This window comes from Actinoplanes sp. CA-142083, from assembly GCF_050942195.1.
In the GTDB taxonomy this organism is placed as follows: Bacteria; Actinomycetota; Actinomycetes; order Mycobacteriales; family Micromonosporaceae; genus Actinoplanes.
The window spans coordinates 3,214,971-3,228,473 of record NZ_CP192076.1 but is presented as its reverse complement, the minus strand read 5'-3'; the positions used below and the strand labels follow the sequence as shown (position 1 = coordinate 3,228,473).

Annotated in this window: 16 protein-coding genes; 7 read left to right on the top strand and 9 right to left on the bottom strand. The window is 67.5% G+C overall.

Going from position 1 to position 13,503, the window contains the following annotated elements:
• Window positions 1–75 precede the first annotated feature (75 nt).
• Entirely contained in the window at window positions 76–1,872 is a 1,797-nt protein-coding gene (locus ACQPZX_RS14820; RefSeq protein WP_433380173.1) for an ATP-binding protein, read from the bottom strand.
• A 143-nt stretch (window positions 1,873–2,015) separates the two neighbouring features.
• Window positions 2,016–2,435: an endonuclease/exonuclease/phosphatase family protein gene (locus ACQPZX_RS14815; RefSeq protein ID WP_433380170.1), complete on the bottom strand. Its 420-nt coding sequence runs from the start codon at window positions 2,433–2,435 to the stop codon at window positions 2,016–2,018.
• Window positions 2,436–2,743: 308 nt separating this feature from the next.
• Between ACQPZX_RS14815 and ACQPZX_RS14810 the strand changes: the two genes are divergently transcribed.
• Window positions 2,744–3,406 carry a TMEM175 family protein gene (locus ACQPZX_RS14810; protein WP_433380167.1) on the top strand — a complete coding sequence of 221 codons (663 nt, stop codon included), beginning with the start codon at window positions 2,744–2,746 and terminating at the stop codon, window positions 3,404–3,406.
• A gap of 264 nt (window positions 3,407–3,670) precedes the next feature.
• Window positions 3,671–4,972, top strand: a complete 1,302-nt coding sequence (locus ACQPZX_RS14805; protein WP_433380164.1) for an MFS transporter — start codon at window positions 3,671–3,673, stop codon at window positions 4,970–4,972.
• Window positions 4,973–5,075: 103 nt separating this feature from the next.
• Here ACQPZX_RS14805 and ACQPZX_RS14800 read toward each other — a convergent pair whose 3' ends face one another.
• Window positions 5,076–5,936, bottom strand: coding sequence for a phosphotransferase enzyme family protein (locus tag ACQPZX_RS14800; RefSeq protein WP_433385242.1), 861 nt, complete (start codon window positions 5,934–5,936; stop codon window positions 5,076–5,078).
• A gap of 289 nt (window positions 5,937–6,225) precedes the next feature.
• Here ACQPZX_RS14800 and ACQPZX_RS14795 point away from each other — a divergent pair, with 289 nt between their 5' ends.
• Both ACQPZX_RS14795 and ACQPZX_RS14790 read left to right on the top strand, forming a co-directional pair.
• Window positions 6,226–6,714, top strand: coding sequence for a winged helix-turn-helix domain-containing protein (locus ACQPZX_RS14795; RefSeq protein ID WP_433377869.1), 489 nt, complete (start codon window positions 6,226–6,228; stop codon window positions 6,712–6,714).
• The gene (locus ACQPZX_RS14790) at window positions 6,639–7,250 is read left to right on the top strand and encodes a transposase (RefSeq protein WP_433385239.1); all 612 of its coding nucleotides are present in this window, start codon (window positions 6,639–6,641) and stop codon (window positions 7,248–7,250) included. Before ACQPZX_RS14795 ends, ACQPZX_RS14790 begins: the two co-directional genes overlap by 76 nt.
• Here ACQPZX_RS14790 and ACQPZX_RS14785 read toward each other — a convergent pair.
• From ACQPZX_RS14785 to ACQPZX_RS14775, 3 genes are all read right to left on the bottom strand, one after another.
• Window positions 7,202–7,729, bottom strand: coding sequence for a hypothetical protein (locus ACQPZX_RS14785; protein WP_433380161.1), 528 nt, complete (start codon window positions 7,727–7,729; stop codon window positions 7,202–7,204). The genes ACQPZX_RS14790 and ACQPZX_RS14785 overlap by 49 nt on opposite strands.
• Complete coding sequence (locus ACQPZX_RS14780; RefSeq protein WP_433380158.1) at window positions 7,695–7,907, bottom strand: VOC family protein; 213 nt, start codon at window positions 7,905–7,907, stop codon at window positions 7,695–7,697. The genes ACQPZX_RS14785 and ACQPZX_RS14780 overlap by 35 nt, the downstream gene beginning before the upstream one ends.
• 350 nt (window positions 7,908–8,257) lie before the next feature.
• Window positions 8,258–8,647 (bottom strand): ester cyclase, encoded by a 390-nt coding sequence (locus tag ACQPZX_RS14775; RefSeq protein WP_433380156.1) that lies wholly within the window; start codon window positions 8,645–8,647, stop codon window positions 8,258–8,260.
• 420 nt (window positions 8,648–9,067) lie between these two features.
• Between ACQPZX_RS14775 and ACQPZX_RS14770 the strand changes: the two genes are divergently transcribed.
• Window positions 9,068–9,430, top strand: coding sequence for an STAS domain-containing protein (locus ACQPZX_RS14770; protein ID WP_433380153.1), 363 nt, complete (start codon window positions 9,068–9,070; stop codon window positions 9,428–9,430).
• Between the two features lie 201 nt (window positions 9,431–9,631).
• On the opposite strand, the gene ACQPZX_RS14765 is transcribed toward ACQPZX_RS14770, so the two are convergent.
• Window positions 9,632–10,654: a zinc-dependent alcohol dehydrogenase family protein gene (locus ACQPZX_RS14765; RefSeq protein ID WP_433380150.1), complete on the bottom strand. Its 1,023-nt coding sequence runs from the start codon at window positions 10,652–10,654 to the stop codon at window positions 9,632–9,634.
• Between the two features lie 80 nt (window positions 10,655–10,734).
• Here ACQPZX_RS14765 and ACQPZX_RS14760 point away from each other — a divergent pair, with 80 nt between their 5' ends.
• Together ACQPZX_RS14760 and ACQPZX_RS14755 are read left to right on the top strand one after the other, a co-directional pair.
• Window positions 10,735–10,908, top strand: coding sequence for a hypothetical protein (locus ACQPZX_RS14760; RefSeq protein WP_433380147.1), 174 nt, complete (start codon window positions 10,735–10,737; stop codon window positions 10,906–10,908).
• A gap of 12 nt (window positions 10,909–10,920) precedes the next feature.
• A complete protein-coding gene (locus ACQPZX_RS14755) occupies window positions 10,921–11,907 on the top strand; it encodes an aldo/keto reductase (protein ID WP_433380144.1) in 987 nt (328 codons plus the stop codon).
• Here the strand turns inward: ACQPZX_RS14755 and ACQPZX_RS14750 are convergent.
• Together ACQPZX_RS14750 and ACQPZX_RS14745 are read right to left on the bottom strand one after the other, a co-directional pair.
• Window positions 11,840–12,070: an SDR family NAD(P)-dependent oxidoreductase gene (locus tag ACQPZX_RS14750; protein ID WP_433380142.1), complete on the bottom strand. Its 231-nt coding sequence runs from the start codon at window positions 12,068–12,070 to the stop codon at window positions 11,840–11,842. The genes ACQPZX_RS14755 and ACQPZX_RS14750 overlap by 68 nt on opposite strands.
• 91 nt (window positions 12,071–12,161) lie before the next feature.
• Entirely contained in the window at window positions 12,162–13,370 is a 1,209-nt protein-coding gene (locus ACQPZX_RS14745; RefSeq protein WP_433380139.1) for an alpha/beta fold hydrolase, read from the bottom strand.
• Window positions 13,371–13,503 lie beyond the last annotated feature (133 nt).

The window sequence follows — 13,503 nt, the reverse complement described above, 5'->3', positions numbered from 1 at the left end:
GGCACCCACCGCGGTGGCGTCGCCGCCGATGGCCGAGAGCCCGGCCGACGCCATTCCAGGGCCCGGCGTCACCGCTCACTCCGTAGCCGCGGCTACTTGACCAGCGGCGAAATTTCTATCGCCCCCATCCTCCCGCAGGACGTCGCTGACGGCGATGAGCAGCTGATTGGCAGAGAAGGGCTTCTCAATCAGGACGGCCTCGGGCTCGAGAAGGCGCGCGGCGCCGACCGTCCCTTCGGTGTAACCGGACACGTAGAGCACTGGAAGAAGGGGATGCGTCTGCCGCAGGATCCCGGCCAGCCGCGTGCCCGACATCTCGGGCATGACGACGTCGGTGAGCAGCAGATCGCAGCCGGAGCGCTCGAACTCGGCGATGGCCTCGGGGCCGCTTACCGCGGACCGTACGCGATATCCGCCGTTGCCGACGATGCGCGCGATACTCGCCCCGAGGACCGGCTCGTCCTCGACTACCAGCACCCGCTGACCGCGGCCGCGCGGCGCCCTGGTCGAGCTCACCAGCTCCGAATCGTCCGGCGGTTCGACAGCGGGCAGGTACACCCGGAACGTGGTGCCGATGCCGGGCTTGGAGCAGACGTCGATGCTGCCACCGGCCCCCGTGACGATGCGCTGCACGGTGGCGAGGCCCAGTCCCGTACCCCGGCCTCTGGGTTTGGTGGTGTAGAAGGGCTCGAAGATGCGAGCGGCGACGTCGGGAGGTATCCCGGTGCCCGTGTCGCTGACCAGGACTTGAACGTATCGTCCCGGCTTCAGCTCCGGCCGCAGGTCGACCTGGTTGGCCTCGATGTCGACGGCGGAGGCCGCGATAACCAGCGTGCCACCATCCGGCATCGCATCGCGGGCGTTCACCGCGAGGTTGACCAGGATCTGCTGGATCTGACCGCCGTCGAAGGAGATCGTCAGCGGGGTCGGCGACGGCACCGTGACCAGGTTGATGTGCTCGCCGATGGTGCGCGCAAGCAGCGTGTGCGTCTCGGCGATCATCTCGTTGACGTCAAGGACCTCCGCGCGCGGCTTCTCCTGCCGGACGAAGGCGAGCAGCTGAGCAGTGAGGCCGGCCGCCCGTTCGGCCGCTGTGCGCACGTGGGCGAGGTCCTCGCGGGTCTCATCCTCCTTGGCCGCCTCGGCGGCGAAAGCCGTGTAGTTCAGGATGATGCTGAGCAGATTGTTGAAGTCGTGGGCGATCCCGCCGGCGAGCTGCCCGAGGCTCGCCATCCGCTGGACCTGCCGATCGTGCTCGGCGATCACCCGCCGGCGTGCCTCCGCGAGCACCACGCCGATCACCGCCAGGGCGATCGCGGCGGCGCTGAGTGCCATGATGTACAGGCGTGTTGAGCCGCCCACCGCGCCGAGGTGCGCGAAGTCGGCGTCCGCCGCCGAGGTCGACAGGGCGACAGCGGCGTCACAGCTCGCCGCGATCAGGTTGTACAGCTCGATCTCCCGGCCGAGAACCAGGTTCGCTGCGGCCTCGCGGTCCGCGCCGTTGCCGCTTCGGTACAGCCGCAGGATCTCCTGGTCGACGTTCATGAACTCGGTGAAGGCGGACCGGACGCCGCCGACCGCACGTGCGACATCGGGAGAACGGGCCAACGCCTGCAAGGCGGTCAGGTCGGCATCGAACGCCGCGGCCGAGCGGAGGAACATGGCGCGGCTCGGCGAGGAGTCGCCGGCCGCGCCGGGCAGGCCGCGGGTGATGTCGAAGGCGTACGCGGTCTGCCACCCGTTGAAGTCCGCCACCCGGTATTTCACCTGTTGAGCAGCTTGAACGAGGCGCTGCGCCTGGCGCGCCCGGCTCGCCGTTGTCTCCTGCCGGTACGAGACCACGTAGCCCAGCCCGGCTACGGCGACCAGCATGACGACTACAGCTACGTTGATCAGCAGCCGACTGCCGCCAAAATGACGCAACCGCCGAATCATCACTGAGCACCCCCGCGACAAATCCTTTCAGGATTACTGAAGACATGTCGTCAATCCCACGGATTTGTGCCGCCGCGGGGTCAAACGTTGGCTTTGATGAATCGTCCGATCGCCCGGACGCCCGCTCCTTCGTCAGGGAGACCGGGTCGCGTCGCTGGAATTGTCGGACAGGCGCACCGGACCATGACGTAATCGATCCGGCGACCCAATTCCAGCGACATCTCCCCAGCCCGTTCATACGCATTCATCGGCGTGAACGTATGCCCGGCGTCGTCCGGATTTATTGCGGCCCACGTGTCATGGTAAGCGACGCTGATGCCATGCAAAGACTGCTTTCCCGTCCAGAACCGGACGATGGAAGAGTCGGGGGTGTCGTCGAAGTCCCCGGCCAGCACCACATGAATGGCGCGATCGGGGCGCCACCGTGCAATCGCTGCCTGTATGACCGGCCGTCGCCGGATCCAATCACTGTGCTCAGGCGAGAGCATGTTGAATGTCATGACCCGCAAGTTCGTCTGGTTCCTCCTGATCGGCGCCCCCGCTCTCGAGTCCCGAGGTAATGCAAGTTCCGTAGGCGCGATTCCTGCAGGGCGACTGCCATAGCAATGGTCAGACCCCAGGCGCCGACTCCCTCGGCCACGCCCACGTCGACAATCATCACGGTGAGCGCCGCGAGCGGGTTGTCGAGGAACGTTACGGACTTGGATTGGTGCTTCGGTGTCCGCAGCGAGCCTCGGCCCCGTCGGCGACCACAGGCGGGTGGATGATGGACGACCTCATCGACGCCGCGACCTCAGAGGAATCGCTCGTGACCGAAGGAACCGACCCCGCCCCTGAGCGGGCCGAGCGCGAACCCGCACGGCTCGTCGCGTTCAGCGACGGCGTGATCGCCATCGCCGTCACGCTGCTGGTCCTCGAGATCCATCCGCCGGAGGACACCCGGCATCTGCTCCATGGGCTGGCCGAACTCTGGCCCTCCTACCTGGCCTACATCATCACCTTCATGCTCATCGGCCAGGTCTGGGCCAATCATCACGTCATGTTCGACCATATCCGGCACGCCGACCGCACAATCCTGTTCCTCAACACCGTGCTGCTGATGGACATCGCATTCCTGCCGTTCGCCGCCTCCGTGCTGGCCGACGCCTTCCGCGACGGGCACGGCGAGCGCGTCGCTGTCGTCCTGCACGGCGTCGTGTTCGAGGTGGCGGCGGTGGTGTTCAACATCATCTGGTGGTATGCCCGCCGGGAGCGGCACGGGCTGCTCCACAAGATCGATCCAGCCGGCGCCCGCGCCATCCACCGTCGCTTCCAGCTGGCACTGGTCTGGCTCGGTCTCGGCACCCTGCTCGGGGCCCTGCTGCCGGTACACGGCGTCGTGGTGATCGCCGCCTTCAACGCGTTCTTCTGGCTTCCGATCTCCGGGGAGCTCGGCGCGGCGAGACGCCGAGCTCCCCGGCGTTCCATCTGAACGCTGCCAGGCAGAACAATGTGGGTGACCGTGAGCGGCCGGCACGGGGCTGCGGACGTGCCGGCCGTGTGGTGCGGTCCTGCATAGTCACGCACGTCGACGGGTAGAAACGGTCGAATGAGCGACAAACCCGTTGTCGGGGCTCGTGTTGAGAGGCCGTCGCTGGGCACGACTGCCGATGGCGGGCCTGAACGCACCGGGGTGCCCTCGCCTGGACCAGAGCTGTCGCGAACCCGCGCGGGATGGGCGGTGGCGGTGCTCTGCATGGTGCAGTTCGTCGACGTCATGGGCGTGACCAGTGCGGTGGTCGCGATTCCCTCGATGATCCGCGCCGTTCACGGTTCCGATGCCTTGGCCGCTCCGCTGGCTACGGCGTACGCGATGTTCTTCGGCGGTCTGCTCGTCCTGGGGGCGCGGCTTGCCCAGAAGTTCGGACACCGGCGGCTTCTGATGGCCGGGCTGGCCGTGTTCGCGGTCGCCGGCGTCATCGGCTGGGCCGGTAACCACGGTTGGCAGCTGGTGCTGGCCCGATCCGTACAGGGCACGGCGTCCGCCCTCACGGTGCCGGCCGCGCTCAGCCTGCTGTTGGCCACCGCTTCCCGCGCCGATCACCGGGCACGGGCGCTGGGATGGTGGAGCGCTGCCGGCGCTGCCGCCGGCGCGAGCGGCCTTTTCCTCGGTGGATACCTGACCGACACGGTCGGGTGGCGGGCCGTGTTCTGGGTGAACATTCCCGTGGCGATCCTGCTCGGCGCCGGAGTCATCGTTTGGGTGCGTTCCCAGCCGGAGACAGATCGGTCAAGTTCCATCGATGTGATCGGCGCCCTGCTGTTGACCGCCTCGGTGATGGCGATGGTTTTCGGCGCCGCGCTTTTGCAGGAACCGGCGCACCGCATGGTGGGCGCGCTGGCCGTCGCTGCGGGCGTCCTGCTGGCCGGGCTGCTGTTCGTCCGGCTGGCCCGGCACAGAGAACCGATCGTGCCCCTGTCGGCGCTGCGGCAGCCACGGCTCGTCGCCTGCTCGCTGGGCTCCTTCATCAATACCGCCGTGACCAGCTCGACCGCGGTACTGCTGACGCTCCATCTGCAGGAGGCTGCCGGGCAGTCGGCCTTGCAGGCAGGCCTGATGCTGCTGCCGCTCAGCGTGTCCGTGGTGGTCGGATCCGTCCTCGCGGGACCAGTCACACATCGGTGGGGCAACCGCCAGACCATTATGCTCGGCCTTTTTCTGCTCGCCCTCGGCAATGTCGTTGTCGCTCTCACCCTCGATATGGTCGCCGGCACCGTGATCGGCTTGGCGCTGCTCGGCTACGGCCTGGGCACCTCGTCCGTGGGCTGCAACGACCTCGGTACCAAGGTGCCCCGGGAGCATGTCTCCATGGCCACCGGCGTCCTGAACACCGCTGCGCAGCTCGGCACCGCGCTGGGTGTCGCGGCCTTGATTCTGGTCGCCTCCTCCGCCGAGCCTGCCGGCGGCGGACGCGGACCGGTGATCGCGATTCTGCTCGCCGCCGCCGTGGCCGTGGTAGGCCTCGCCTCGATCGGCCGCTGGCGGTCCGCGTCCTGACCCAGGCCGGAACGACAACCCGACAGCCGTAGCGTGAACACGTTGATCGGCCACGGCCGGCCTCGGCTCGGATCTTCCTGCCGTCTCGCAGCTCCCGCCGACTTCAGCGATCGCAAAAAGGGCGGGCGAGCACAAGGTCGGCGTCCACTCGGCGCAATCCGTCGAAGCCCCATGTGTTGATGCCGTCCAGGTCGACCTCGTTGTCGACGCGAACGGCGATATCGCGAAGCGAGCGGGCGAGCCGGGCGTACTCGAGGTGCGTGAGGTCGAGCCGCTGTGCGCGGTACGCACTCAGGAAGCGCACGGGGTCGGGCCCGCACAAGCCGGCGAACACGTCGTGCTCACGCGGCGCCAGCATCATTTGACCCCAGTCGAGTAGTGCCACAACGCTACCGTCGCGGCCGACGAGGACGTTGTGCGGGAACAAGTCTCGGTGACACACCACGTGCGGAACGTCGATCACGCGGGCCCTTTCGATCACCGCTTCGAGCCGGTCGACGTTGGCCATGACCTCGTCACGACGGTCGACGATCCACGGGTGGTCGCGCCGGTCACGCAGCGCCTCGATGCACCATTCGTCCATGTCGGTGCGGGGCAGCAGGAGGTCGGTGATCTCGTGCGCGGTACGCATCGCCCGCGCGATCGCGTCGGCGTCGTCCCAGGTTGCCTGGCGGCCGTCGACGAATGGAAACAGCGCGTAGCGCCGACCAAGGTGCGCAGAGGTGTACGAGCCGTCGAGAGTTCGCTGCGCCGCAGGAACCGGGAGGCCCCGAGCCGCCAGCTCAGCGGTCAGCGCCAGTGCGGCGTCACTGTCTGGCTGCTGACGCCAGAGTTTCACGAACCAGCGCCCGTCGGTGAAGGCGTCCGCTTCGAACCCGCCCGGATGCGGCCGCAGCTCGCCAACCTCGACACCGAAGTCATCGCGGACCTGAGCCACCGCCAGCGGGGCTACTACGCTCCACATCACCCCAGGACACTACCGTCGCGGAGCAACGCGTCTCGGACCATCTCGTATCGGCGTTCCTCTGCCTGGCAAAGGAACGCACGGATCTGCTCCGCCAAGTCGTGCGCCTTCTTGCCGTTCTCGTCCTGACCGGCGCGCTCTAGAGACCTTTCGGGTTGGGGGTCTGTGTCTGATCCACTGTGACGCTTGTGGGTGATCGTGCTGGCGGGCGGGTGTCGGGTCTGCTGGTCGCATGCGATATGGCGACGGTGGCGGCGTTGACCAGGCGGAACGGGTACGGCGAGAGCGAGTGCGGCAGCGAGCGGCGCTGTTGTTCGCGCAGGGCAGGTCGGCGCTCGAGGTCGCCGCGTTGCTGGAGGTGTCGACGAAGTCGGCGTATCAGTGGCGGCGGGCCTGGGCGGCCGGCGGTGTCGACGCGCTGGCTTCGCGAGGGCCGGCAGGTCCGGGTCCGAAGCTGTCGGACGCCCAGCTGGCCCGGTTGAAGGCCCGTCTGGAACAAGGGCCCGCTGCGGCCGGCCATGGCGAGGATCAGCGGTGGACTTTGGTCCGGATCGTGGCGTTGATCGCGTCGATGTTCGACGTGCGGGTCGGGATCACCACGGCGTGGGAAGCCATGCGCCGGCTCGGCTGGACCAGCCAGTTGCCGTCGTACCGGGCGATCGAGCGGGACGAGGCTGCGATCGCGCATTGGCGCCGCTACCAGTGGCCGGCGGTAAAAGAGTCGCCGCACGACGGGCCGCCTGGATCTGTTTCGCCGACGAGTGCGGCCAGACGCTAAAACCGCACAAAGCCGCCACCTGGGCGCCCAAGGGCGTCACCCCGATCGCGCACGTCACCGCGACCGGCAACGCCCGAGTCTCGGTGGCCGGACTGGTCTGTTACCGGCCCGGCCACCGATCGAGGCTGATCTACCGCACCAAAACCTCCGGCCGGGGCCGTAAAGGCGAGCCGAAAGGCTTTCGGGAACGCGACTTCGCCCGGCTGCTCGACGCCGCACACCGGCAGTTGCAGGCGCCGATCGTGCTCGTCTGGGACGGCCTGAACGCGCACCGCTCCACCCGGATGAAAGCCCTGATCGCCGCCCGGCCCTGGCTACGCGTCTACCGGCTACCCGCCTACGCGCCCGAACTCAACCCCATCGAGAAAGCCTGGTCAGGTCTCAAACGCAGCCTGGCGAACCTGCCCGCCCGCACCGCCGGCAGTCTGGCCATCGCCGTGAAGAACCGCCTCAAACGCATGCAACACCGCACCCATCTGATCGACGGCTACCTCACCGGAACCGGTCTATCCCCACCAACACCGCCCGGACCCTGACCGCGAAAGGTCTCTAGAACGTCGAGTAGGGCGGGGCCGATCTCGACCGGTGCGGAGTCCGGGGTTGGCCATTCGAGGCTCGACTGGTACCCGGCGTCCTGCCGGGTCAGCTGGATCCGGACCGTGTCGCCGGCTTTCGACGCCTCGAATTGAGGCTTGGCGGCGGTCGGGTAGGCATCGATGAAGCTGTCCGGGCCGATCTGAGTCGTCTCCAGAGGCTGATCGAGAAACACGAAGCGAGGGCTTACCTTGTGGTCGGTCAAGCGCAACCGTCTGGTGCGCTGCCAGTGCACGGCTTCGTGGTGCCCGGCGCGCAGCGCCGGCACAGTGAGGCCCTGGCCGCTAACACGTTTCGGATTCTCACGCGTCCGCTGTCCGTGTCTGACGAGTCGCGCGCTACGGAGCGTCACGGCGGCAAGGGCGTTGGGCGCGCCGTTGCCGAAATCAGAGCTGTGCATGGCCGATGACACAGAACTCATTTCCATCAGGGTCTCGTAGCACCACGACGTCAGCATTGTCGGGATAGCGCCAGTCGTCGACCCGGGTGGCGCCCAGCTCGACGAGTCGCTCGACCTGCGCCGCTTGCGCATCGGTGTAAAGGTCGAGATCCAGGCGGACCGGTTCCCGCGCGACGGAGTCGGTCAGTTGCAAGGACACCGTGTCCCAGTCCGCTTCACGCCGTTGATACCCAGAGCAAGGGTCCAGAAGCGCACCGCTCGCTCCATGTCTCGCACGTTTACGACGATGGTGGCGAGGTGAAGGTCGCCCACAAGATCGCCTTGATCGCCAATGGAAGCAGAATATCTTGCAGTCCTGGATACTGATCTACTCGGCAGATCGGGAGCGGAGGCCTGCCGGGATATTCGCGCCCACAGCTCGTTGATGTGCCCGCCTGTGATCGCGTTCTCAGCGGCTGTGCCCATGCGAGGCTGCCGTCGGGCGGGGCCTCACGAAGCTCGATGGATGTGGCCTTGCCGCGCAGCGGCGCCAAGGTCGCCTGCCCGCCGTCATGTCGCAGTTACCGAGGTTAGAAGGCGAGCGTTGTCCGCGGTGCCCCACAGCTCGGCGATCCGCCCGTCGGTGATCCGATACATGGCGAATTCGTCGGTCTCAACGGGCGACAGGTCGCCCGGGGCGCCAAGGAACGGCCTATGCCGTGTTCCCGTGTCGTGCAGATGGACGGCGAGCCAGGGCGCCCGCTCCACGACGTGCCGGATCTCCCACGTGTAGTCGGGAAACACGGCGATCGTCTTCCTGATGTCGTCGACGTACTGGTCCCGCGTTCGCTGAACGCCGTTGACCAGAACCGCGGCATGCACGAAGCCAGCGACCGTCGTCCACGCGCGGTCGTTGCACGCGGCGAGATAGATTTCATACGTCTCGAAGAGCTCGGTCATGTCCCAGGTCTACCCGGGAAGGACCATGAACCACCGACCGTCGATCACCGAAGTCGCGGCGTTGACCGAATCGCGACAGCTTGGCCTACCTGCATTCATCTGATCCGGAATACGTTCCGGCTGCGTTGTCCCGACATTGACCGCACCGGCCGACCGACAGCCGCACGCGTGCCTGCGGGCGAGGCGGGCGTGCTGGGTGTTGGTGTGTTGACAGCCACGGTCGGAGTGAAGTGTCAGCCCGACGCCCGGCGAATGAAAGCAACGCCACGCAGACGGCGCTTTCATGGCGGGGGCGTACGGTGGTCTTACAGCACCACGTCGGGGTTGCTCGCCTTCAAGGTTCGTCGTCTCGGCATCACCGCCCGCGCGCGGTGATTGCACCCGGTTACCACGGCCGAACCCCAGAAGGTTGTTGCTACCATGATTTTCGATCATGAGTACGTTGATGCTGCCCTGATCGTCGAGGTGACCACTCCCACATCGGACACGGCGACGGTGACGGTTGCCGGCGAGATCGACCGCGACAACTACGCACAGCTGGAACGCGTCTTTACCGACCTGGTGAGCACGCACCGCCCGCGGCGTGTGGCGTTCGACCTGGCCCGGGTGACGTTCATGGGCTCCGACGGTATCCGTGCTCTCCTGATCTGCCGACGGAAGGCCGAACAGGCCAACGCAGAAATCGAGATCATCCGAGCGCATCAACGAGTACGCGAGGTACTGACCCTCATCAACCTGCAACATATCCTCAACATGGCGCCAGACTGCGCAAACGAACACTGACTGACTCGCTGCCCATCGCGGCAGATCTCGCACTCGCTACACGAGTTGACCATGCAGCCGACACCGATCCGGGGTCCCCACAGCGTGCTTGATGACCTCGGCGCCGACCTCGGCCGCCACGCCGACGATCTCGTGACCGACCACGAGCGACTCGGTGACAGACAGCCGTTGACGGTGAGCATGGTGATGTTCCCGTAAGTGTCACGGGCGCAGAAGAGTCTTGATAGCGCGGCGCTCGTCCATCGCCGCGTAGCCCTCGGCCGCCTGGTCGAGCGGCAGGCCCAGGTCGAAGACCCGGCCCGGGTTGATGCTGCGGTCGCCGATCAGCTCCATCAGGTGGGGAAGGAAGCGGCGTACGGGTGCCGGGCCGCCCTGCAGGCGCACCAGCGACCAGAACATGTCCATGCCGGGCAGGCTCACGTCATGGGTGACGCCGACGAAACCCACGTTCCCGCCGGGCCGCGTCGAGTGGATCGCCTGCATCATCGACTCCTGCGTGCCGACCGCTTCGACGACCGAGTGCGCGCCCAGCCCGTACGTCAGCTCCTTGATCTTGGAAATGCCCTCTTCCCCACGCTCGGTGACGATGTCAGTGGCGCCGAACTCCCGCGCAAGCCGCTGCCTCGGCTCGTGCCGGCTCATCGCGATGATCCGCTCGGCGCCCAGCTGCTTAGCCGCCAGCACCGCCAGCAGCCCGACCGCGCCGTCGCCGACGACCGCGACGGTCTTGCCCGGCCCGGCCTCGGCGGCGACCGCGGCGAACCATCCGGTGCCCAGCACGTCGGAGGCGGCCAAGTAGTTAGGGATCAGCTCAGCCGGGGGCAGCTCGGGCGTGGCCACCAGGGTGCCGTCGGCCAGCGGCACGCGCAGGTACTCGGCCTGGGCGCCCAGTGCCCCCATCGGCACCCGGTGCAGGCACGCGCTCTGGTAGCCGGCCCGGCAGATCTCGCACGTGTTGTCGGAGGCCCAGAACGAGCCCACCACGAACTGGCCCGGCCGGACGCTGGTGACCTCGCTGCCCACCTCCTCGACGACGCCCACGTACTCGTGACCCATCGGGGCCGGACCGTCGACCTTGTCGACACCCCGGTACGGCCACAGGTCCGACCCGCAGACGCAGGCAGCCGACACCCGGATGATCGCGTCGGTCGGCTGCTCGATCCGGGGATCGTCGCGATGCTCCACCCGGACGTCACCGGCCGCGTGCAGGACGACACCACGCATGATCTTCTCCTTGGTCGTTCCTTGAAGTGGCTTTCCCAGACAACCTCGCCCGACCCCTCGGCGGGAGTCCCTGATGAAGGGTGTACCGGCAGTACACCCCTGGTGAGCGCGGCACGACGTACGGTCGAGATGGGAACAGCAACGTCGGCAACGACCGGGCCACAATGCCGGCCGTCATCACCCAGCTGCTGCCCTTCGCCGGCTACCCACGCACCCTCGACGCCCTGCGCGCCCTCGACGAGATCACCCTTTAGAAGGAGCCGTTCATGCAGACCCGCACCCTCGGCAACGACCTCGTCGTCTCGGCGATCGGCTTCGGCGCCATGGGCATGAGCCAGAGTTACGGACCCGGGCCGGACCGGGCCGCCAACATCGCCTTGCTGCGCACCGCCGTCGAGCGTGGTGTCACCTTCTTCGACACCGCCGAGGTCTACGGGCCGTTCGTCAACGAAGAACTCGTCGGAGAAGCCCTGCAACCCGTACGCGATCAGGTCGTCATCGCCACCAAGTTCGGCTTCGCCTTCGACGCCGACGGCAACCAGACCGGGCTCTCCAGCCGCCCCGAACACATCAAGCGGGTCGCCGACGCCTCCCTCAAGCGGCTGCGAACCGACCACATCGACCTGTTCTACCAGCACCGCGTCAACCCCGACGTACCCATCGAGGACGTCGCCGGCGCCGTCAAAGAGCTGATCCAGGCCGGCAAAGTGAAGCATTTCGGGATGTCCGAGGCCGCCGCCGCGACCGTCCGCCGCGCTCACGCCGTGCAGCCGGTCACCGCGCTGCAGAACGAATATTCGCTGTGGTGGAAGCGCCCCGAGGCCGAGATCATCCCGATGTGCGAAGAGCTCGGCATCGGCCTCGTCCCCTACAGCCCGCTCGGCAAAGGCTTCCTCACCGGCAAGATCACCGCCGAGACCGACTTCACGCCCGGCGACATCCGCGCCACCATCCCCCGCTTCGACGCAGACGCTCGCAAGGCCAACCAGGCCCTGGTCGACCAGGTCGGCGAGATCGCCGCCCGCAAGAACGCCACCGTCGCGCAGATCGCCCTGGCATGGCTGCTCGCCCAGAAACCGTGGATCGTGCCGATCCCGGGCACCCGCCGCCTCGAGCGTCTGGAAGAGAACATCGGCGCCGCCAACGTCGAGCTCACCGCAGACGACCTCGCCGAGATCGGCAAGGCTACGGCACAGGTCGAGATCCAGGGCGCCCGCTACGCCGAGCAGATGGAGCGGCTGACCAACCGATGACCGGTAACCTCCCTGGCGGTCGCGGTGATGTCACGTCGGCACGCATGGCGCCCAACGACTGCACGAACGACTTCGACGCGTTGTAGACCGCCTGATACGTGCCCGGCATCATCGAGGCGACGGACGAGGTGAACAGTACCGAGCCCGAGTTGCGGACGACCATGCCCGGCAGGACTCGCTTGGCCAGGTCGGTGATGTCATACGTCCCCGGTTTCCCCTTCGCCGCGGGACTATGCCGACCTCGAGGTTTGTGGTCAGTCCGGTAGCCGCCGGGCGATTTCCGCCCACACGATCTTGCCGGCGCGGCCGGCCCAGCGGGCCGGCCGGTTGCCCCATCGGCGTGCGGTTGCGGCGACGATGAGCAGCCCGCGGCCACCCGGCTCGGCACGCGAAGGGGCTTTCAACCGTGGCGGTTGCGGGTTGGTGTCGGTGACCTCGATCAGAACCGCATCGTCCTGACGATGTAGATGGAGCTCGCCGCCGTCATCGGTGTGCCGGGTGACGTTCTGGACGAGTTCGGTGACGACCAGCAGCACGTCGCCGGTTCGCTCGGTCATGTTCCAGTCGCGGAGAACCTGCTCGGTCAGGCGTCGGGCTTGTTCGGCCGACGTGGTGTGCTCCACCGGCATCCGACGGTCGTCGAGCGGGGGCTCCTTCGTTGTCTCGACGGCGGTGTGAGTCGCGGCGAAGACGGCAGCTTGGGCGGCGACCACCGAGCCGGCCGTGGTCACGGCGTTGTGTGCCGCGTCGGGGACCTCAACGGTACGGGCGGTACGGGCCAAAGACGCCGCGCGGGCTACCCATCCGGCAGGGACGATCCGGTCGTGCTGGCCGCGCAGGATCAGGATCGGCGCCCGGACCAGCGGGATGCGGCGTTCGATGTGATGGCCGACGGCGTGTGCCAGCGTTCGCAGGATGCGCCGCGGTCCGGCGTCCCGAACGTCGGCGACGATCATGGGTATTTGGTGCGGGTCCTCGCTGAGCATGTCGTGCGTCCAGCGGCGGATCTGAGCACCGGGAGTCGAGGCGGCAGGGTCGACGGTCGGCCCGACCAAGATGAGCGAGGCGATCAGGTCGGGGCGGCGGATCGCGAGCTCGACGGCGATCTGGCAGCCGAACGAATTCCCCAGCACGTGGACGCCGCTCAGGTCGGCGGCGTCCATCCAGGTGGCGATGACCTCGGCGTGCTGCTCGGCGGTCAACACCCGGACCGGCTTGCCGGAGAGGCCGAAGCCGGGCAGGTCGGGCACGTACACCGAGCCGGGCAGCGCGGCTGCGGTCGGCATGAGATACCGGTGCGACACGGCCAGTCCGTGCAGAAGCAACCACACCGGTGCCGTACCGGCGGGATCGAGGCGCTGCCGCAGATGCAGGCGCAGACCGCAGACCGACACCGTTGCGCTGGTGAATCCGCCGGACGCGCTGGGGGCGGCGCGGGTCATGTGCCGCTGGGCGGGACTCATGCGGGCAATGTGGGGCCAGGACATGCCTCCCACTACCCCGCGGCGAGCGCCGAGAACCCGATGTTCCCCGAGGGTCGCATCGTCGGGCGGATCACCGAAGAGCTGACTATCTACACCTCAGATGCACGCCTCC

Coding starts and splice junctions, on each gene's coding strand:
- ACQPZX_RS14820 (WP_433380173.1), bottom strand. CDS start 1,872: ATGCTGGTCGCCGTAGCCGGGCTGGGCTACGTGGTCTCGTACCGGCAG.
- ACQPZX_RS14815 (WP_433380170.1), bottom strand. CDS start 2,435: ATGACATTCAACATGCTCTCGCCTGAGCACAGTGATTGGATCCGGCGA.
- ACQPZX_RS14805 (WP_433380164.1), top strand. CDS start 3,671: ATGGTGCAGTTCGTCGACGTCATGGGCGTGACCAGTGCGGTGGTCGCG.
- ACQPZX_RS14800 (WP_433385242.1), bottom strand. CDS start 5,936: ATGTGGAGCGTAGTAGCCCCGCTGGCGGTGGCTCAGGTCCGCGATGAC.
- ACQPZX_RS14785 (WP_433380161.1), bottom strand. CDS start 7,729: ATGAGTTCTGTGTCATCGGCCATGCACAGCTCTGATTTCGGCAACGGC.
- ACQPZX_RS14775 (WP_433380156.1), bottom strand. CDS start 8,647: ATGACCGAGCTCTTCGAGACGTATGAAATCTATCTCGCCGCGTGCAAC.
- ACQPZX_RS14770 (WP_433380153.1), top strand. CDS start 9,068: ATGATTTTCGATCATGAGTACGTTGATGCTGCCCTGATCGTCGAGGTG.
- ACQPZX_RS14765 (WP_433380150.1), bottom strand. CDS start 10,654: ATGCGTGGTGTCGTCCTGCACGCGGCCGGTGACGTCCGGGTGGAGCAT.
- ACQPZX_RS14755 (WP_433380144.1), top strand. CDS start 10,921: ATGCAGACCCGCACCCTCGGCAACGACCTCGTCGTCTCGGCGATCGGC.
- ACQPZX_RS14750 (WP_433380142.1), bottom strand. CDS start 12,070: ATGGTCGTCCGCAACTCGGGCTCGGTACTGTTCACCTCGTCCGTCGCC.
- ACQPZX_RS14745 (WP_433380139.1), bottom strand. CDS start 13,370: ATGAGTCCCGCCCAGCGGCACATGACCCGCGCCGCCCCCAGCGCGTCC.